Source organism: Lapillicoccus sp., assembly GCF_025353065.1.
GTDB lineage: Bacteria > Actinomycetota > Actinomycetes > Actinomycetales > Dermatophilaceae > Lapillicoccus.
The window spans coordinates 13933-32967 of the sequence record NZ_JANXRJ010000318.1 but is presented as its reverse complement, the minus strand read 5'-3'; the positions used below and the strand labels follow the sequence as shown (position 1 = coordinate 32967).

General features: G+C 70.8%; 20 protein-coding genes and 1 pseudogene. 11 read left to right on the top strand and 10 right to left on the bottom strand.

Annotated elements, in window-relative coordinates:
• The 5 genes and pseudogenes from Q0R63_RS23050 to Q0R63_RS23030 form a co-directional block, all read left to right on the top strand.
• Nucleotides 1-290: pseudogene (locus Q0R63_RS23050) on the top strand (hypothetical protein); the annotation flags it as partial.
• A 14-nt stretch (nt 291-304) separates the two neighbouring features.
• Nucleotides 305-613, top strand: a complete 309-nt coding sequence (locus tag Q0R63_RS23045; RefSeq protein ID WP_295702471.1) for a maleylpyruvate isomerase N-terminal domain-containing protein — start codon at nt 305-307, stop codon at nt 611-613.
• Between the two features lie 65 nt (nt 614-678).
• Nucleotides 679-1065 carry a hypothetical protein gene (locus Q0R63_RS23040; RefSeq protein WP_295702469.1) on the top strand — a complete coding sequence of 129 codons (387 nt, stop codon included), beginning with the start codon at nt 679-681 and terminating at the stop codon, nt 1063-1065.
• Nucleotides 1066-1185: 120 nt separating this feature from the next.
• The gene (locus Q0R63_RS23035) at nt 1186-1431 is read left to right on the top strand and encodes a type II toxin-antitoxin system prevent-host-death family antitoxin (RefSeq protein ID WP_295702467.1); all 246 of its coding nucleotides are present in this window, start codon (nt 1186-1188) and stop codon (nt 1429-1431) included.
• Nucleotides 1428-1805, top strand: a complete 378-nt coding sequence (locus Q0R63_RS23030) for a PIN domain-containing protein (protein WP_295702464.1) — start codon at nt 1428-1430, stop codon at nt 1803-1805. Before Q0R63_RS23035 ends, Q0R63_RS23030 begins: the two co-directional genes overlap by 4 nt.
• Before the next feature lie 7 nt (nt 1806-1812).
• Here Q0R63_RS23030 and Q0R63_RS23025 read toward each other — a convergent pair whose 3' ends face one another.
• From Q0R63_RS23025 to Q0R63_RS22985, 9 genes are all read right to left on the bottom strand, one after another.
• Nucleotides 1813-2196, bottom strand: a complete 384-nt coding sequence (locus tag Q0R63_RS23025) for a GntR family transcriptional regulator (protein WP_295702462.1) — start codon at nt 2194-2196, stop codon at nt 1813-1815.
• Nucleotides 2193-3155, bottom strand: a complete 963-nt coding sequence (locus tag Q0R63_RS23020) for a hypothetical protein (protein ID WP_295702460.1) — start codon at nt 3153-3155, stop codon at nt 2193-2195. The genes Q0R63_RS23025 and Q0R63_RS23020 overlap by 4 nt, the downstream gene beginning before the upstream one ends.
• 72 nt (nt 3156-3227) lie before the next feature.
• Nucleotides 3228-3959, bottom strand: coding sequence for a glycoside hydrolase family 76 protein (locus Q0R63_RS23015; protein WP_295702475.1), 732 nt, complete (start codon nt 3957-3959; stop codon nt 3228-3230).
• Between the two features lie 137 nt (nt 3960-4096).
• Nucleotides 4097-4444 (bottom strand): hypothetical protein, encoded by a 348-nt coding sequence (locus tag Q0R63_RS23010; RefSeq protein WP_295702458.1) that lies wholly within the window; start codon nt 4442-4444, stop codon nt 4097-4099.
• A gap of 50 nt (nt 4445-4494) precedes the next feature.
• Nucleotides 4495-5034 (bottom strand): hypothetical protein, encoded by a 540-nt coding sequence (locus Q0R63_RS23005; protein ID WP_295702456.1) that lies wholly within the window; start codon nt 5032-5034, stop codon nt 4495-4497.
• A gap of 104 nt (nt 5035-5138) precedes the next feature.
• Nucleotides 5139-9449 carry a glycoside hydrolase family 38 C-terminal domain-containing protein gene (locus Q0R63_RS23000; RefSeq protein WP_295702454.1) on the bottom strand — a complete coding sequence of 1437 codons (4311 nt, stop codon included), beginning with the start codon at nt 9447-9449 and terminating at the stop codon, nt 5139-5141.
• Between the two features lie 51 nt (nt 9450-9500).
• Nucleotides 9501-10463, bottom strand: a complete 963-nt coding sequence (locus Q0R63_RS22995) for a carbohydrate ABC transporter permease (protein ID WP_295702452.1) — start codon at nt 10461-10463, stop codon at nt 9501-9503.
• The gene (locus Q0R63_RS22990; RefSeq protein ID WP_295702450.1) at nt 10460-11326 is read right to left on the bottom strand and encodes a sugar ABC transporter permease; all 867 of its coding nucleotides are present in this window, start codon (nt 11324-11326) and stop codon (nt 10460-10462) included. Before Q0R63_RS22990 ends, Q0R63_RS22995 begins: the two co-directional genes overlap by 4 nt.
• Nucleotides 11327-11367: 41 nt before the next feature.
• Complete coding sequence (locus Q0R63_RS22985) at nt 11368-12729, bottom strand: extracellular solute-binding protein (RefSeq protein ID WP_295702448.1); 1362 nt, start codon at nt 12727-12729, stop codon at nt 11368-11370.
• A 239-nt stretch (nt 12730-12968) separates the two neighbouring features.
• Here Q0R63_RS22985 and Q0R63_RS22980 point away from each other — a divergent pair, with 239 nt between their 5' ends.
• The 4 genes from Q0R63_RS22980 to Q0R63_RS22965 all read left to right on the top strand — a co-directional run bounded on the left by Q0R63_RS22980 (nt 12969) and on the right by Q0R63_RS22965 (nt 16129).
• On the top strand, nt 12969-14171 hold the full coding sequence (locus Q0R63_RS22980; RefSeq protein ID WP_295702446.1) for an ROK family transcriptional regulator: 1203 nt from the start codon (nt 12969-12971) through the stop codon (nt 14169-14171).
• A gap of 49 nt (nt 14172-14220) precedes the next feature.
• Nucleotides 14221-15252 carry an aldo/keto reductase gene (locus Q0R63_RS22975; protein WP_295702444.1) on the top strand — a complete coding sequence of 344 codons (1032 nt, stop codon included), beginning with the start codon at nt 14221-14223 and terminating at the stop codon, nt 15250-15252.
• A 156-nt stretch (nt 15253-15408) separates the two neighbouring features.
• Nucleotides 15409-15678 (top strand): F0F1 ATP synthase subunit epsilon, encoded by a 270-nt coding sequence (locus tag Q0R63_RS22970; protein ID WP_295702442.1) that lies wholly within the window; start codon nt 15409-15411, stop codon nt 15676-15678.
• A 13-nt stretch (nt 15679-15691) separates the two neighbouring features.
• Nucleotides 15692-16129, top strand: a complete 438-nt coding sequence (locus Q0R63_RS22965) for a DUF2550 family protein (RefSeq protein WP_295702440.1) — start codon at nt 15692-15694, stop codon at nt 16127-16129.
• Nucleotides 16130-16191: 62 nt separating this feature from the next.
• Here the strand turns inward: Q0R63_RS22965 and Q0R63_RS22960 are convergent, their stop codons facing one another.
• Nucleotides 16192-16845, bottom strand: a complete 654-nt coding sequence (locus Q0R63_RS22960) for a cob(I)yrinic acid a,c-diamide adenosyltransferase (protein WP_295702439.1) — start codon at nt 16843-16845, stop codon at nt 16192-16194.
• 228 nt (nt 16846-17073) lie between these two features.
• Between Q0R63_RS22960 and murA the strand changes: the two genes are divergently transcribed.
• Complete coding sequence (gene murA, locus Q0R63_RS22955) at nt 17074-18357, top strand: UDP-N-acetylglucosamine 1-carboxyvinyltransferase (protein ID WP_295702436.1); 1284 nt, start codon at nt 17074-17076, stop codon at nt 18355-18357.
• A gap of 237 nt (nt 18358-18594) precedes the next feature.
• Nucleotides 18595-19005 (top strand): STAS domain-containing protein, encoded by a 411-nt coding sequence (locus Q0R63_RS22950; RefSeq protein WP_295702434.1) that lies wholly within the window; start codon nt 18595-18597, stop codon nt 19003-19005.
• Nucleotides 19006-19035 lie beyond the last annotated feature (30 nt).

The following is a 19035-nucleotide window of genomic DNA, read 5'->3' as shown; positions in this document are numbered from 1 at the left end:
CCTGCGCCGACCCCGGCCGATCTCCGGAGGGGCTGGTGTGGGAGGACGACGATTGGCGGCTGTCGGTCCTCGAGCCCAGCGGCGCACCGCTGCTCGTCATGCTGCAACCGATCGCGCACCACGACCTGACCGATCTGCCCGACCCTCTCGCCCAGCATCTGGGTCCACTCATGGTGCATCTCGGGGCCGCCATCGAGGCGCTCCCGAGCGTCGGTCGGGTTCACATCAGCCAGTGGGGTGATGGCGGCGCGCACCTGCACCTATTCGCCTCGGTATCTCTTCACGCGTAGCCCGACCCGCCCGTATGCCGCAGCTCCGCGGCACCTGCATGGCGTTGTGGGACGACTTCCTGCCCCCGATCCCCGTCGCGGTCCAGCAGGCCAACGTGCGCGCGGTCGTCGAGCGGCTCGTGACCTCGATCGGCGGGCCGTTGGCCCGGCCGCCTCAGGCTGAGGGGTCAGCCGCATCTCTTGACGAAGCCGAGTCCTGGCGGCCGACCGCGTGCGTCGGCTGGACCGTCCGGGACCCGGTCTTCCACCTCCTCGGCGATACGCAACGTGCGCTGGTCGCGCTCACGACCCTGCTTCGGGACCAGCCGATCGAACCGCGATGACGTATTAGCGCGATTCGCCGGGCGCATCCGACCCCGACTCTCGCGGCATTCGGGCGAGCCGCCCGATGGCCAGCCAGTGGCGCCTGGACCACCTGACGGCCGCTTTTGTCGAGACGGCCGCGGCTGTCGTCACCATGGCCGGACGGGCTGCACCGACTGATCTGGTCGCGACCCAAGGGCACGTCCTCAGCGTGGCCGATCTGGTCGGGACGCTCGTGGTCGAGGCCACGATCCACCACCTGGACATGACCGCTCATCTCGACCGGGTCGGCCCACAGCTCGAGCCCCTCGTGGTCACCCGCGCCACCCTGGACCATCTGCTCGGACGTCCTGCGCCCGACGCATGGAGCAGCACGCGGTGGGGGTGTGTCGCGACCGGTCGGGCTCAGCCGACCGAGGAGGAACAGCGCTTTCTCGGAGCCGACGTCGCCCGGCTGCCCCTACTCCGCTGACCCGGAACGGGTCATGGCGGTAGCCGCCGCGGCAAAGGTGGCAGGCCAGGGCCGATGTCGACCGGCTACCCCGATTCTCCTGTTGATGGCCCGCAGTAGCAGAACTGCTACCTTGGGTGGATGAAGTCGATCCCTCAGAAGACGTTGCGCAATGAGGTGGCCGACGTGCTGCGCCGCGTCGAGGCGGGTGAGAGCCTCATCGTGACCGTCTCGGGCAGGCCTGTCGCCGAGCTGTCCCCGGTTCGCAAACATCGATGGGTGGCCGGCCCAGCCTTGTCCCAGGTGTGGCGAGGTCCCGCGCCGCGTGATCTGGAGACAGACCTCGCACGCCTTGATGCACACCTGGTCGACCCGTTCCACTCATGAGGGTCCTGCTGGACACCTCCGTGCTGATCGGTGAGGACGTCCCGATCGACGTCGAAGCGGCCATCAGCGTGGCGTCGATCACCGAGCTGCACTTCGGAGTCCTCGTCGCCGCTCATGAGGACGAGCGGGCGCGGCGAGTCGACCGACTGGCCGCGGTGGAGGCAGCCTTCGACCCGCTGCCGATCACCGTAGAGACGGCGCGCGCCTGGGGCCGTCTGGCTGCAGCCGTCGCCCAACGTGGCGGAAAGCCGCGAAGGCGCCAGATCGACTTGGCCATCGCCGCAACGGCAGAGGTCGAAGGAGTGCCGTTGTTGACCCACAACCTCGCAGACTTCGAGATCATCAAGGACCTGGTCGACGTGCGTCGGCCCTGAGCTGGTGTCAGTGCTGTGGTTGCCACGCGCGACGCAGCGCCGCGATGGCGGGCGGCAGACCGACACCGGCCCGCTGCGCCGCGCGGGCCAGAAGAATCGCCGCGGCGTTGATCTCGTCCGTCGTGGTGCTCCGGTCCGATGCAGCCTCCGGCGGCGGGGAAGGGACGACGGTGCCATTGCGGCCCAGGGTGACCACATGGCCCTCCGTCTCGAGGCGGCGGTAGGCCTTGGCCACGGTGTTGGTCGCCAGCCCCAGGTCGGCGGCCAGCTGGCGCACGGTCGGCAGCCGCGTCCCCGGGAGCAGGGCCCCGGCACGGATCCCGTCGACGACCTGGTCGTGGATCTGTTCATAGGGTGCTGACGAAGCCCCCGGGCTGATCGTGATGTTCACCCGTGCTGCCCCGTGAAGCCGCGCTGCCCCGTGACGATGTGCGTTCGGACCCAGGCGAAGCGGCGGTCGGCCAGACCGGCGACGAGCACGCCCATGATGGCGATCACGCACGCTGCTGCCACGATCACGGCGGCGTCGTTGCCCCAGTCCGGAAGTCCGCGCATCCCTCTGGTGAGGCCCCACAGCAGGACTGACCCACCGCCCCCGGCGGAGACGAAGGTCACGGCAACCAGCTGATCGCGCAGTAGCTGGCTGCGTAGCACTTCGCCCCATTCGAGCCCGGCATCCGTTGTCGCGGTGACCGGTTGACGAAGTACCCGGCGGACGACCCAGCACAGCACGGCGATCAGGGCGAGCGAGAGCGCGCCGGCCAGGGCCACGATCACGGCGGCCATGGGCGCGTTCGTCCCCTCCGTGACGTCGATCGCTGCGATGATCACTGCCGCCAGCGGAAGCACCGTCGATACCGCTGCCATGATCACCTCCCAGGGCATGACGTCGTCGGTCAGCTGCCTTCGGCGGACCGCTGCTACCGGGGCGGCCGGAGCAGCAAGCGCCACGGGGAGAAGATGCCCGGCAGCCGTACCCAGCGCGCCGCTCACGGGCAAAAGCATCGGCCACCACGGCCAGGGCCCTGAGCGATCCTTGGCGTACGCGCTCCAGTAGATGAGGGGAAGCGAACCGAGGAAGGCGACGTAGAGCCCGATGACCCGCCCCGAGCTCCGTCGGGTCTGACGTGCCACCAGGCGAGTCCAGTCGCTTCCCGGGTCGGACAGCTTGAGCTTCTGCCCCAACCGCTGCAGCTCGTGATCAGCTGTCCGTTCTCGCTCGCGGTAGCCCGCAAACATGATGACCGTGAAGACGAGGACGAACAGGAGCGCCACTGTCCACGAGGGCAGTTCGATGCCGACCGAAGACACGGACGTCGTTGCCTGAGCGTCGACGATGGTCGCGATCATGACGGCTGGTTCCTCTTTGGCATGCTACAAAATAACACGAAGATGCCTCACGCCGGCGGCCAGGGCTGGGCGTCAGTAGAGGATGTTCCACCGGCTGGGTGACCAGGCGAGGACGGCGTAGATCTGGGCCATCGCGGCCTGCTCGATCGCCTGGGTGGTCCCCTGCGGATCCGAGAAGCTGAACAGCCCGGTCGCCGGGTCGCGCACGGTGCGCCACATCCGCTCCGCGTAGTCGGCCATCGCCCGGCGGTGCTGCGTGCTGCCCGTCGCCGCGTCGAGCATCAGCAGGTTCTTGAAGAAGATCGCGTTGAACGGCGCCGGTTGGGAGTCCAGTCGTCCCTGGCTCACGAAGTAGCTCATCGACGCGGTCGCGATCCGCTGGGCCTCGACGAGGTACTTCGGGTCGTGAGTGATCTCGTGGAACAGCACGTTGGCCCCGACCGGCACGCCCTGGTTGTAGGACCAGACCGTGGGTTCGACCGTCCCGTCGAGGGCCAGGTGATCGGCGTACAGGCCGTCGGGACGCTGGAGCCAGCGGTTGGTCCAGTCGTACATCTTGGTGGCCCACGAGAGGTAGTACGGGTCGTGCGTCACCTGGTAGAGCCGCAGGCCGAGCTCGGCCCCGGGCATGTTGCTGACCGTGTTGCGGTCCGTGTTCCAGGTCGCCTGGGTCCAGAACACGCCGCCGGGCTTGGCGTGCGTTGGGTCGGTGTCCCAGCCGGAGACGACGAGCCGGAAGATCTGCTTGGCCCGGCGCAGCGAGGCCGCGTCGTCGCTCGCGAGGAAGGTCTGCATGTCGGCCAGCCCGACCCACTCGTTGTCGTCGTAGAAGAAGTCGCCGCCCGTGCCGTTCGGGGGCAGGACGCCCGAGGCGTAGCCGGGCTTGCCCGTCGTGCCGCCGGCCGCGTTCCACTACTGCTCCTGGCCGGCCTTGCGCACCGTCAGCTCGCCCTGGTGGGCCGCGCCGCGTGCCCCCGCATACCGGTGAGGTCGAGGGCAGCGACGTGGACCTGGGAGAACGGCCACTCGTAGGAGTAGGGGTTGTCGCCGACCGCGACCGGGAACTGCTCGCGGACGAGGCCGGTGCCGTCGCCGACGGCGAAGTAGCGCTGGAGCGCGGCGTAGGTCGCCTCGGCACGGGTGGCCGCCGTGTTCTGGGCCGGGGTGAGGGTGGGCACTGCGGACGAGGCCGTCTCCGCCGACGCGGGTGCCGAGAGCACCACCGATCCGGCGGGGAGGGTCACGGCCAGAGCGGCGACGAGGGTGAGCGTGAGTCGGGTCGGGCGCATGGGTCGGGTCTCTCTCGTCGTCGAGTCTCGGGGCGCGCAGGGGTGGGTCGTCAGTGCCGGTGGGTGGCGTCCGGCTGGTGCGGGTCGCCGGGGTGCTCGTGACCGGGCTCGAGACGGACGAGCTCGGTGGTGCGGGCGGAGAACCAGTCGAGGAAGACCTGCCGGGCGCGGGCGGCGGTGAGCCGGGCACTGGCTTCGGCCAGCTGGGCGTCGGCCAGCTGGGGGTCGGTCGGTGCGACCAGCTGCCCGGGAGCGGCCGAAGTCGAGCGCTCGAGGTAGGCGAGGGCCTCGGTCGTGGTGACCGCAGACCCGAGTGTGACGTCGGCGTAGACGGCCCGCGCGGGCCCGCTGCTGCGCAGCACGCTGGCCAGCACGCCTCCGAGCGTCGTCGCCGCCAACCGGTCGGGAAGCACCACGGCAGTAGGCGGCCCGTCGCCGAGGCCACGCAGCCCCGCCTCCCGCTCGAGCACCGCTCGGGCCACGAGGGTCTGGGTCACCCACCTCCGCAGCTGCCGCCCTTCAGCCGACTCGGCCACCGGCAGAAGTGCCGCACGGGGACCCTCGCGGAGCCGGGTCACCTCGGCGTCCACCTCGGCCACCTCGACCCGGCGATCGCCGACCCAGGCGGCCGGACCGTCGTGATCGTGAAGGTGATCGTGATGGTCGTGCGGGGACCGGTCGAGCGCCGCCGTCGTCACGAGCCGGCCGTGACCACGAACGGGATGGCGGGGGAGTAGACGATCTCGCCGGCGCCCATCACCTTGACCAGCACCCAGTAGGTGCCCGGGTCGGCATACCGGGGCACGGGGACGGAGAGCTCGTGAACCACGGAGCCGGGACCGGCGACCTCGACGCGCGTCGTCCAGACCGGTGTGGCCTCCCAGATGCCGTAGGGCGTGAGCACCTGCACCTCGGCGTTGACGAGGCCGTGCGCCGTGCTGGCCAGCTCCACCGGGATGGTGCCCGTGTCGCCGGCGGCGAGCCGCAGCTCGCCGGTGTGCAGGGTGGCGGTGAGGACCGGTGCGGCCGCCTCGCCGCCGAGCCGCACCGCGAGGACGTCCTCGGAGCGCGCTCCGGCGGGGTCGACGATGCCGGCGCGCAGCAGGTGCGTGCCCGACCCTCCCGCCGGCGGGGTGACGACGATCTCGGTCGTGGCCATCCCGCCCGGCTGGATGTCGTATGCCGCGGACGCCGGCTCCGCGGTCCAGCCAGCGGGCACGTCGAGGCGCAGCTCGCCCGTCGCGGTCTCCTTGGTGAGGTCGGAGGAGACGGTGGCGCGCAGCGTCGTCGGCCCGTCGGCGCGGCTCGGGCCATGGAGGTGCACCGAGACCGGGTGCGCGCCGGTGGGCGCGACGCCCCGGTTGTGCAGCCAGTAGCGGCTGTACTCCACAGGTCCCTGCACCTGGGGCTGCGGCTCGGCGGCGTCGACTGTGGCGACCTCGACCGCCGAGGTGTCCGGGTGTGCCGTCACGGTGATGATCTCCGACCCGGTGACCGGGACGCGCACGGTCCCGTCGTCGCTGGTCAGCGGCGCGATCCGTGACTCGACCAGGTCGGTGCGTGCGGCGTCGGCAAACGGGACGAAGCCCGACACCGTTGCCTCCGTAGCGAGTCCGCTCGTCTCGTAGAGCCGCATCGTGATCCGCTCCCGCGGTCGGGACTCCCCGAGCTGGCCCTGGGCGAGCGGGTTGCCCGTCGCCTTCATCGCGCTCAGCGCGACGGTCGAGGGCTCGACGGTGACGAAGCTCTGGTCACCGGACGCGGTCCCCGTGCCGTTGTGGGTGACGGCGCGAAGCAGGTGGTTGAAGCCCTGCCCTCGCCGCACGACATCGGCCGCGCGCCAGTCGCCCTCGCCGGAGACGAGCGCGTAGTCGAAGCGGTGGGTCCAGTGCTGCAGCTGGAACCCGCTGCCGTCCGGGGTGGTCCGCGCGGGCGGGTCGATCCAGACGCCCGAGGGCCAGCCGGTGCACGAGCGCATGAGGGAGAGATGGAGCACGCCGCCGATGTCGACGACGAAGCCGGGCATGCCTCGGTTCAGGATCGCGACGGTCCGGTCGTCGAAGCCGCCGCTCGGGTGGAAGGCGGCTGGCTGGGAGACCGTGAGACTCCCGGAGGCGAGCTCGGCGACCACTGCGGACAGCTCGGCGTGCAGCGAGGCGTCATCGGCGCCGGCGATGACGAGCACCGGCAGCGCACCGGCCGCGGTGAGGTCGGTGTTGGGGACCCAGACGTCGCGCAGCGGTGTCGCCCCCGGGACCCAGACCCGCGCACGACCGGTGGCGGACAGCTGGGCGGAGACCTCGGCGGCATACGCCTCGCCGGCGCGCTCGAGCACCGCGGCCGTGAAGGGGTTGTCGGCCGCCGAGCCGATCGCCACCCGGAAGTCGGGCAGGTTGGAGTCGACGTCGAGCAGGCCGTAGCGCGGGCCGGCAGCGGACGAGGTCGTCGCGGTGACGCCGAGCCGGACGAGGGCGACGACGAGCTCCTTGGCCAGCTCCGCGCCGCGCTCCTCCACCGGCACGACGATGTCGGCGACGCCGATCGCGTGCGTGCGGACGGTGCCCGGCGCCGCCGGGTCGCTGACGCGCACCGTGGCCGCCGCACTCAGCCCGAACCAGGTGTAGGCCGGGTTGTCGAGGGTCCACGGCGCGTCGGCGACGTCGACGTCCGGGAAGCCGAAGCCGCGGCCGATCACGGCGTCGGCGACCTCGCAGACCGGCAGCGCGCCCTCGATCGGCATCGGGAAGCGCACCCGCAGCAGCTGGTCCGAGCCGGTCCACTCGTCGACCCAGGTCGTGAAGTCGACCCGGTCGACACCGTGCCAGAGGCTGGTGCGCTGGGTGTAGCGCGCCGGTCCTACCGTGCCGGTGACGACGAGCCGCCAACCGAGAGAGGACTGCTCGATGACGACCGACGTCGCCGCCGAGGCCCCCGCGGCGACCGAGGTGCCGCTCGGCACGAGGTGCCACGGGCCCTCCTGGAACTCCGGGTGGGCGGAGTACTCGTCGTAGACGACGAGCTCGTTGCCGACCGACCCGTCGGCGAGCAGGCTACGCCCGGTGGCGAGCTCGGTGACCTCGCTCAGTGCCCCGCCGCGCGCCGGGTCGACCCGGACCCGGTAGGCCTCCGTGCTGATCTCCTCACCGCCGGCCGCCTGCCACGTCGAGCCGTCGGGCAGGGTGTCGGCGGGCTCGAGCACCCAGGTGCGGTGCCCGACGCTCGGCACGTCGGAGGCGAGCAGTCGGAGGGTGACCTCGCCGAGGCTGCCGTCACCTGCTCGGCTCGCGTGCTCGAGGACGAACGGCACCTCGTCGCCGGTGAGGTCGCGCAGCCGCAGCCCGGTCGTCGGGATGGCCGACAGGTCGGCGGTGACGGTGAGCACGTCGGTGCGCGACCACGAGAGGGCGTTGAAGACGGTGAGCGCCCAGCCGCGGGTCTCGACGCCCACGAGCCCGGCGAGGAAATCGGTCGCCCCGGCGTGCGCCTCGTGGGCCAGGTCACGCGCTTCACGCCACCCGGCGAGGAGGTCGAGGTAGACCTGGTCCGACTCGGAGCCGGTGATGCCGTCGTGGTGGGCGCCGTAGATCAGCTGGCGCCAGGCCTTGTCGAGCAGGTCGTCGGGATAGGCGGCGCCGTGCAAGGAGGCGATCGTCGCCCACTTCTCGGCGTCCGCGAGCACGACCTCGGCCTCGCGCTGGGCCTGCTTCGTGTCGATGTAGGAGACGTCCTTGCCGGTGTAGATCGGGTTCATGTCGCGCGACTGCGGCGACGCCTCGATACCCCGCTCGGCGAGCTCGGCGCGGACCGCGGCGAAGAAGTGGCGGGGGAGCGCGCACCGGAACCGCGGCCAGACGTAGCGCTCGTTCCACTCGCGGTGGATGCGGGTGACCCACCGGTTGGGCGGGGTGTAGTCGGTGCCCACCGGCAGCAGCACGTTGCGGGTCGCGGCGACGGGCTTCAGACCGCTGAAGACCTTGTATGCCGCGGCCATCGCGGCCTCCAGCGTCGGGGCGGAGTCCATGTCCCAGCCCGAGCTGTAGTGGTTGGCCATGTAGGCCGTGAGCACCCCGCGCCCGCTGGGGGAGAGCCACTCGAACTCCGCCGGGAACTGCATGACCGTGGCGTCGCCGGCCTCGCCGCCGGGCGCGGAGAGCATCGGACCCCACTGGTGGAAGGGCCCGCGCGCCCACGAGGACGAGGTCAGCCCGGCGTCGGCCATGATGCCGGGGAACTGCGGGTCGTGCCCGAAGACGTCGAGCTGCCAGGCGGTCTGGGGGTCACCGCCCAGGATGTCGCGCTGGAAGCCGATGCCGTAGATCGCGTTGCGGATGGTCAGCTCGGCGCCGGTGAGGTTGCTGTTGGGCTCGTTCCACGTGCCGCCCATCAGCTCGAGCCGCTCCTCGTCCATGAGGCGCCTCAACGTGGCACGGTCCTCGGGGTAGAGGTCCCAGTAGGGCTTGAGGTAGTCGACCTCGGCGAGCACGAAGGAGTAGTCGGGGTCCTGGCGGGCCAGCTCGAGGTGGGCCTGGACGAGGGTGAAGCCGGACTGCTGGAAGTCGCCGCGCGGGGACCCGTCGAAGTCGAGCACGTCCCACTCGCTGGTGTAGGCCGCCTGGGTGTTCCACCACACCGGGTCGTAGTGGAAGTGCGAGACCATGTGCATCGTCCAGCCCGGCTCGGCGATGTCGATGGCGGACTCGGCCGGTGACCCATCGGCATACAGCGCGGGGGTGCCGTCGACCATGACCCGCACCGCGACCGACGAGCCCACCGGCGCCGCGGAGGGGTCCACCGTGATGCCGATCTCGAGGGTCTGCTCCGAGCTCCCCTGCGCGACAGGCGATCCCGGCTCGGAAGTCGTGACACCGTCGCCCACGACCTCGATGCGCGGTGGCGCGGCGCCCTCCTCTCGGGCGATGTCGGAGACGTGGACACGGACGACCTGTCGGGGGGCGACCTCGGTGCCGATGAAGAGGTCGGTGCCCTCGAGGGCAGTGACGATCACGGAAGAAGATCCTCTCGAACGTGCGGGTGGTGGTGACTCAGGGAACGGCAATCAACCCTTGACGGCGCCACCGAAGGCGAAGGCGCCACCGAGCTTGCGGGACAGGAACAGGAAGAGCGCGACGACGGGGAAGGAGTAGATGAGGGAGTATGACGCGAGCTGGCCGAACTGGACCTCGCCGTACTGGCTGAAGAAGGTGTAGATGCTCACCGACGCCGGCAGCTGGTCGGGGGAGAGGAGCAGCACGAAGGGCACGAAGAAGTTGCCCCACATCCCCACGAAGGTGAAGATCGCGACGACCGAGATCCCCGGCCACATGAGCGGCAGGATGATGTACCAGAGGGTCTGCATCCGCGAGGCGCCGTCGGTCCAGGCCGCCTCCTCGAGGGTGAGCGGCACGCTGTCCATGAAGTTCTTCATCAGCCAGATCGCGAACGGCAGCCCGGTGGCCGCCATGAACAGCATCGTCCCCGAGATGGTGTCGATGAGGTTGAGCTGCACGAAGAGGCCGTAGACCGGGACCATGATCGCCGTGATCGGCAGGCCCGTGGAGAAGAGGATGGTCAGCAGGAACGGGCGCTTGTACTTCGTCTTGAAGCGGGAGAGGGCATAGCCCGCCAGGGTCGCGCAGGCGATGGTGAGAGCGGCGGCCCCGCCGCAGAGGATGACGCCGTTGGCCATCGGGCGGTAGGTGGTGTCGGTGTTGAGGACCGCCCGGAAGTTGTCGAGGGTCCAGTGGTCGGGGATCGAGACCGTGAGCCCGGCGGTCCGGTTGAAGGACGCGAGGATCACCCAGAGCAGCGGGATGATGAAGACCGCGGCGATGAGGAGCACGCCACCGTTGGCGACGATCGCCCCCGCGAGCCGGCCGCGGACCCGCGTCGTGCTCCCCTTGGTGACGGGTGTGTGCTCGAGGGGACGGACGCGGTCGGGCTCGGTATGCCGGCCGGCTCCGACAGGCTGCTCGGGCTGCTGCCGGGGGGTCGCCCCGACGCGGTTGTTGAGGTCGGTCATGTTGTCTCCGGGGCGAGCATCCGCAGGTAGAGCAGCGAGAAGACGGACCCGACGACGAGCAGCATGATCGCGATCGCCGTTCCGTAGCCGAGGTCGCCGAAGCTGAACGCCTGCTCGTACATGTAGAGCGGCAGGGTCTGGGACTTGGTGCCGGGACCGCCTCGGGTCATCGTGAAGATGAGCCCGAACACCGACAGGGTCTGCAGCGTGATGAGCATGAGGTTGGTCATGATCGAGGACCGGATCATCGGCAGCGTGATGTGGAAGAGCCGCTGCCGCCCGGTCGCTCCGTCGACCTCGGCGGCCTCCTCGATCTCCTGGGGGATGTCGGAGAGGGCGGCGGTGTAGACGAGCATCGAGAACGCGGTGCCGCGCCAGATGTTGGCGATCGAGACCGCGAGGATGGGCAGGCTGAACAGCCAGTCCTGCGGGTGCAGGCCGACCCGCTCGAGGACGGCGTTGAGCGAGCCGTCCTTGGCGAGGAAGGCATACCAGAGGTATCCGGCGACGACCTCGGGCAGCACCCAGGCGCCGATGACGACGGCACCGCCGAACGCCCGGACGGGTGCCACCGCCCGTCGCATCCACAGCGCGAGCGAGAGCCCGAGCGCGTTCTGCCCGATCACGGCGGAGACCAGCGTGAAGAAGAGCGTGAGCAGGACCGAGTTGAGGAAACCGTTGGAGGTGAACGCCTTGGTGAAGTTGGCGAAGCCGACGAACTGGGAGTGGGCCGCGCCGGCACCGCTGAGGGAGGTGTTGGTGAAGGCGGCGTAGATCGACCACAGGATCGGGCCGAAGAGGAAGACGAGGAGCAGGACGGTGGCCGGGACGAGGGGGGCACCCCGGCCAGCCGCCTGCTTCACCGCGTCGCCCGTGGAGCGACGGCGTGCTGGTGTCAGAGTCGTCACTGCGTCGTGGTCTTGTCGTTCCCGACGATGCCCTTGACCGCGTCGTCATAGGCCTTCTGAGCCTGTTCCGGCGTCTCCTGACCCGTCATCACGGACTCCGCGGCAACCTGGATCTGGTTGGAGATCTTGGGGTACTCCGGGTAGGCCGGGCGGTACTTCGTGACCGAGACGACGTCGGTGAAGACGGGGGTCTTGGCGTTGGCCGTGGTGTAGGTCGCGTCACCGGCCACGTCGCTGCGGACCGCGATCTGGGTACCCTCCACGGCATACTTCGCCGCGTTCGCCGGGGTCTGCAGCGCCTGGATGAACTTCCACGCGAGGTCGGCGTTGGGCGACTTCGAGGCGATCGCCCAGGTCCACCCGCCGGAGAGGCTGACCTTGCCCGGCGCCTGGCCGGTCTGGGTCGGCATGGCGGCCTGCCCGAGCGCCGTCGCCCACTGCGGCCACGGCTTGGCGCCGGTGGGCTGCCACGTGTTGGGGAGCCACGACCCGTCGAGGGCGATGCCGATCTTGTTGGCGGGGAACCACTCCTGGGTCACCTTGTTGCCGAGCGCGGCGTCGGTGGCGTCCTGCGGCGACGGGCCGAGCTTCTCGCCGTAGACGGTCTTGATGAAGTTCAGGGAGTCGAGGAAGCCCTTGCTGCCGACCACCCACTTCTGGCTCGAGGCGTCGTAGAGCTGGTTGGCGGTGCCGTAGAGGAGCATCTCGAAGCCCTGCATCGAGGTCCCCTCGCCCGCGGCCTTGCTCGCGTAGTCGTTGAGGGGCACGGCGTCGGGGACCTTGGTCTTGATGGCCCGAGCCGCGGTGAGGACGTCGTCCCACGTCTTCGGCTGCCATTCGGCCGGGAGTCCGGCCTTGGCGAAGACGGCCTTGTTGTACCAGAGTCCGCGAGTGTCGGTGCCGTCCGGGACGCCGTAGGTCTTCCCGTCGGTCCCCTTCGCGGCGCCCTTGGCCGTCGCGGCGAACTGGCTCCAGTCCGCCCATGAGGCGAGGTAGTCGTCGAGCGGCTTGAGGTAGCCCGCCTGGATATCGGAGTTGATCAGGAAGGTGTCTTCGTAGACGAGGTCGGGCGTCGTCCGCGGGGAGCGGAGCATCAGCGCGAGCTTGGTGTAGTAGTCGTTCTCGGAGGCGACGATCGGCAGGAGCTCGATCTTCTTGCCCGGGTTCGCCGCCTCGAACTGCGTCTTGACCGAGGTCAGGAAGTTGGCCATGACCTTGCCCTCACCGAACTGCTGGTAGGCCACCTTGATCGTGGTGGTCCCACCCCCACTGGCAGAGCCCCCGCTCGAACCGCTGCTGCAGGCGGCGAGCCCCAGCCCGACCGCAATCAGGCCGGCGCCGAAAGTGCGTCCTCGCATCGGAATTCACATCTGTGTCAGCGGTCCGGGACGACGCCCGGATCCGGACCACCCATCGACGTCGTCGTCGGCGGGGCGATGCTTCAGCGTCCAACAACGTAGATCCAATGGTTTTACTAAGTCAACCCATCAAGCGTCACGATCAGGCATAGTGTTTGTCTCGGCGCCGCAAACCCGGCCCGGCGAGCTCGACGACGAGCTCCGAGGATCGCCCGGCGAGAGACCAGGAGGTGGGCCGCATGCGTAGAGGGAGCAACGGCCCCCGGGTCGGGAGCTACAACCGCAAGGTCGTCCTCGACGCGGTGCGTGAGGTCGAGGGCGTGAGCCGGGTGGAGCTGGCGAAGCGCACCGGGCTCACCCCTCAGACGGTGTCGAACATCGTCCGGCGGCTCATCGACGAGGACCTCGTCGTCGAGAGCGGGCAGGTGCAGGGGCTGATGGGCAAGCCGCGGACGCTGCTGCGGATCAACGAGGCGGCCTACCACGCGGTCGGTGTCCACTTCGACCCGCACGAGGTCACCTGCGTCGTCGTGGACCTCGGTGGTCGCGTCGTCGCCCGGGCGACCCGCACCCCCCGCCCCGGGAGCCGACCGTCCTCGGTCGTCACCCTCCTCGTGAAAGCGGTGGAGTCCGCCCTCGGACGCGCCGGTCTCGCGCCGGAGTCGGTCGTCGGGGTCGGGATCGCCTCGCCCGGCGCGATCGACGCGGTCGGGGGTGAGGTGATCGGGCCGCCCAACCTGCCCGGCTGGGGCCGCGTCCCGTTGCGCGACAACGTCGCTGCTCGGCTGGGGCTACCGGTCACCCTGGACAACGACGCCACCGCGGCCGCGATGGGGGAGCGCTGGGTGGGTGGCGCCAGCCGTTCCGGCAGCTTCGCCTACATCTACCTCGGCACCGGCGTCGGCTGCGGCCTGATCCTCTCCGACCAGGTGTTCCGCGGCAGCAGCGGCAACGCCGGGGAGCTCGGGCACGTCTCGATCGACGTGCGTGGGCGCCTGTGCCACTGCGGCAACCGCGGGTGCCTCGAGGCCTACATCTCGCCCGCGGCGATCCGGGCCGACCTGGGAGGGGACGACCTCCCCCCAGGCGGGCCGCAGGACTGGAGCGAGTTCGCCCGGGCTGTCGCGGCCGGTGACCCACGGGTCACCCGCGCGATGGATCAGGCGGCGAGCCGGCTGGCCGACGCCACCGTCAGTCTGGTCAACCTCCTCGACCTGCCGCGCATCGTCATCGGCGGGCGGGGGCTGCAGGGGCTCGCGGTGTCCTTCTCGGCGACCGTCCAGGCCCGCGTCAACGCTCACGCCATGGCTCGCGGCGCGCGCCTGGTGGAGGTCACCCCGACCATCGTCGGCGAGAACGCCGCGGCGATCGGCGCGGCCAGCCTCGTCCTGCACAGCAGCTACTCCCCGCACCTCGCGGCCCTCCTCGCCGACGTGCCGTGACCCGTTCAGCCCAAATCCCCACCCATCCCTCGACCCCCAGGAGGACCCGATGAAGTACCGCACCCTCGGCGCCAGTGGCACCGTCGTCTCGACCCAGACCCTCGGCACCATGACGTTCGGCTCGGAGGCCGACGAGGAGACGTCGGGGGAGATCCTCGAGGCCTTCGCCGCGGCCGGCGGGACACTCGTCGACACGGCCGACGTCTACAGCCGCGGGGTCTCCGAGGAGATCATCGGGCGGTGGCTCGCCAAGCACCCGACGGAGGCCGCGCAGCTCGTCATCGCCACGAAGGGCCGCTTCCCGATGGGCGACGGGCCCAACGACGTCGGGCTGTCGCGCCGCCACCTGCGGGCGGCGCTCGACGCCTCGCTGACTCGGCTCGGCACCGACCACATCGACCTCTACCAGATGCACGCGTGGGACGCCGTCACCCCGATCGAGGAGACCCTGCGTTTCCTCGACGACGCCGTCACCGCCGGCAAGATCTCGTACTACGGCTTCTCCAACTACCTCGGCTGGCACGTCGCCAAGGCCGCCGCGACGGCGCGGGCGCACGGCTGGACGGCGCCCGTCTCCCTCCAGCCGCAGTACAGCCTGCTGGTGCGCGACATCGAGCACGAGACGGTGGCGGCGTGCCTCGACTCCGGGCTCGGGATGCTGCCGTGGTCACCGCTCGCGGGCGGGTGGCTGACGGGGAAGTATCAGCGTGACGCGGCGCCCACCGGCGAGTCGCGGCTCGGTGAGGACCCGGAGCGCGGCATGGAGGCGTATGCCCCGCGCAACGCCCAGCAGCGCACGTGGGAGGTCGTCGACGCGGTACGCGAGGTGGCCGACGCGTCGGGGGCCTCGATGGCGCAGGTGGCACTCGCGTGGGTGGCCGCCCAGCCCGCGGTGACCTCGGTGATCCTCGGCGCCCGGACCGTCGCCCAGCTCGCCGACAACCTCGGCGCCGCCGATCTCGTCCTGCCGCAGGAGTCCCTGGACAAGCTGACGGCGGTCAGCGCGCCGACGATGGACGACTACCCCTACGGCCGGCTCGGCATCGACCAGCGCCGGCGTGAGGTGCCGGACGCCGGCTGAGGTGCCGACGCGGCATACCGGCGGGGGCGGTATGCCGGTCGGCCGGGCCACCGCGCAGGCAGGCGCGAGAACAAGGTTGGCGGCCCCGGGGCGCTGGTCGAGAGGGTGGTCGCCGCCCGATAGACTGCGCAGATCCTAGGGAGTTCGGAGGACGCCGTGAGTCAACTTCAGGTCGAGCTGGTCGCTGCCGATCGCAAGGTCTGGTCGGGTGAGGCCACCATGGTGCGGGCCCGCTCTATCGAGGGTGAGCTGGGCATCCTGCCGGGCCACACACCGGTGCTGGGCGTCCTCGTCTCGGGCGACGTCACCATCCACGGGGTCGACGGCGTGCAGACCGCGTCGATCGACAGCGGCTTCCTCTCGGTCGACCACGACCGTGTGACGATCGTCGCCGACTCCGTGGGCACGCCCGAGGCCAAGGCCTGACGGACCACCACTCATGCCGGGTGCCCTGCTCTCCGCCGAGGTCCTCGTCGGTGTGCTGGTCGCCGGTGCCGTCGTCGCGCTGCTGGTGGTCTTCGTCCGTCGGCGTGTCATCGCCGCCGGCACGGCGCTCACCCTGTGCGGGCTCCGTCGTCGGGAGTCGAGCCGCTGGCGGCTCGGCCTGCTGCGGCTGGGGACGACCCGGTTGGAGTGGTTCCCGCTCCTCGGGGTGACGTTCCGGGCCCGCTACGAGTGGGAGCGCCACAGCCTCGACCTCGATGCGCCGACCATGCTCGTCGGCGGTGACCGGATCGACCTGCTCCCCGAAGCGGTGGGCGTGCACTGCTACTACGGCGACCGGGAGTTCGACCTCGGGCTCCAGACGCCGCACTACACGGCGCTGCGGTCCTGGCTCGAGGCCGCGCCGCCCGGTTCGCACGCCGACGTCGCCTGAGCGGACCCTCTTCCCGATCCGGTATGCCGCGCGGCTCGATCGGTATGCCGCGCAAGACGCCGCTACGGCTTTGCCGTGCCGGGGCGGCCCTTCTTCTTCTTCTCCGGGGCGGCGACCCGGCCACCACCCGGCTGCCAGAGCACATCTCCGCCGGCCCCGACGTTGGCGACCCGGGACAGGATGAACAGCAGGTCCGAGAGCCGGTTGAGGTAGGTCGCGGTCAGGCGGTTGACGCCGCCACTGCCCTTCTCCGAGCCGGGCTCCTCGCCGTAGGCCTCGATGGCGGCCCAGGCCTGGCGCTCGGCGCGCCGGACGACCGTCGTCGCGACGTGCAGGTAGGCCGCCCCGACGGTGCCCCCCGGGAGGATGAAGGACCGCAGCGGCTCGACGAGCTCGAGGTAGTGGTCGCAGTCGTGCTCGAGGTCGTCGACCCACGGCGCATCCACCCGCAGCGGCGGGTAGTCGTAGGTCGCCTGGAGCGGCGTGCACAGGTCGGCGCCGACGTCGAAGAGCTCGTTCTGCACCCGGGTCAGGGTCGTCACGAGCTCCTCTGTGAGGCCGCCGGCCACGACGGCGACCCCGATCGCCGCGTTCGCCTCGTTGACGTCCGCGTAGGCGAGCAGCCGTGGGTTGTTCTTCGAGACGCGACTGAAGTCGCCGAGCGACGTCGTGCCGTCGTCGCCGGTGCGGGTGTAGATGCTCGTGAGGTTGACCATGGGACCAGCCTGCCAGCCGTGCGCCCGTCCCGCACCGAAGGGGGGTTGACGCTGCGTCATCGGGGTTGACGCCGGCTATAACCAGCCCAACCCCCTTGACGCTGCGTCATCGGGGTTGACGCCGGCTATAACCAGCGTCAACCCCCTTGACGCTGCGTCAACCCCCGCCGGGCGCGTCAGCAGGCCGGGTGCCTCGGTGACCGGCGAGAGCGGGCTAGGGTGAGCCGGATGAACGAGCGGTTCCGGGTGGTCGGGGGTACGCGCCTGCAGGGGCGCGTCCCTGTCGTCGGCGCCAAGAACAGCGCGCTGAAGCTGATGGCCGCCGCGCTGCTGGCCGAGGGCCGGACCCGGCTGACCAACGTGCCTGCCATCCTCGACGTGACGATCATGGCCGAGCTGCTGCGCCGGCTCGGGGCCGTCGTGGACTACGACACGACTGCCGGGGTGGTAGAAATCGACGTGCCGGCCACGATCGGGCATCGTGCCGACTACGAGCTGGTCCGGGCTCTGAGGGCCTCGATCTCCGTGCTCGGGCCGCTCATCGCCCGCTGCGGGGAGGCCGACGTCGCCGTCCCCGGCGGCGATGCGATCGGGTCGCGCGGGCTCGACCTGCACGCCGCGGGCCTGGAGGCGCTGGGCGCCAAGGTCCACGTCGCCCACGGCTACCTCGTGGCCTCGGCGCCGAGCGGCCTGCACGGCGCCGACATCCGGCTCGACTTCCCGAGCGTCGGCGCGACCGAGAACATCCTGATGGCCGCGGTGCTCGCGCCGGGGACGACCCGACTCGACAACGCCGCCCGCGAGCCGGAGATCGTCGACATCGCCACGCTGCTCGTCGAGATGGGTGCCCGGATCCACGGCGCCGGGACCTCGCTCATCGAGATCGAGGGGGTCGACGCCCTCCATCCGGTGGAGCACGCCGTGGTGCCCGACCGGATCGCTGCCGGCAGCTGGGCCTTCGCGGCCGCGACGACGCGGGGAGACGTGGAGATCGTGGGCGGGAACGCCGCCCACCTCGAGGTCACCCTGGAGCTGCTGACCGGGGTGGGCTGCGAGGTCACCGACACCGCGGACGGGTTCCGGGTCCTCGCGCCCGAGGGGCGGCCGCGCTCGCTCGACATCGCGACGCTGCCCTACCCCGGGTTCCCGACCGACCTCCAGCCGTTCGCGATCACCTACAACGCGGTCGCCGACGGCAGCGCGATGATCACCGAGAACCTCTTCGAGGCCCGGTTCCGGACCGTCCAGGAGCTCGCCCGGCTCGGCGCCGAGGCGCGGATCGACGGCCACCACGTGCTGGTCCACGGTGTCGGCCAGCTCTCCGGCGCCCCGGTCGAGGCGAGTGACATCCGCGCGGGCGCGGCGCTGGTCATCGCCGGCCTGGTCGCCGATGGCGTGACCACCGTGAGCGGGGTGCAGCACATCGACCGGGGCTACGCGGCATACGAGACGCTGATGCAGGGCCTTGGGGCCGATGTCACCCGCGAACCGGATGTTGCCCCCTTCGCCTAGTCGGCGGGCCACCCCGGCATACCCGGGTCAATTTGGACACAATATGGCAACAGTCACAATTGCCACTTACGTAACGCCCCGGCACACGGGGGGCCGAGTGCACGATGTCGCGTATCAGCACTCGTCCTCCGCGCTCCTGGTCTGAGGAGTCCGGACCCAGGTGCCGGGCAACCTTCCGGCGCCGTCGTGCGTCCTAGGAGCAACCGCCCCCGTTCGTCCCGTGAGAGAGAGCCCGCCATGGCCGCGTTGCCGCCACTCCCCACGAGCATCGATCGCGCCCGCCTCGAGCTGATCGTGACGTCCGACGGGCAGGAGGCCCGGATCACCGGACGCCTCGACGTGCGGAACGTCGCGGACATCCGGCTGGCTCTGCATCGAGCCCTCGCCGAGGGTCGCGGCGACCTGCGGCTGGACCTCGACGAAGCCGAGCTCGGCGACCGGGCCGCGCTGGGCCTGCTCGTCGAGTGCCACGTGCGGGCCCGCCGCCTGGGCCGCCGCCTCGTGCTGGGAGAGCTCAGCCCCCGGACCGAACGGCTGCTGCGCGCCGCCCGTCTCATCGCCGCGACCCCGTCGGGGGCGCGCTACGACCGTGACGGTGCCCACGTCCTGCCCGGCGAGGACGAGACTGTGGCGGCTCTCACCGGCTGAGCGACTGCTGGCGGGGACGACCCGGGGCTA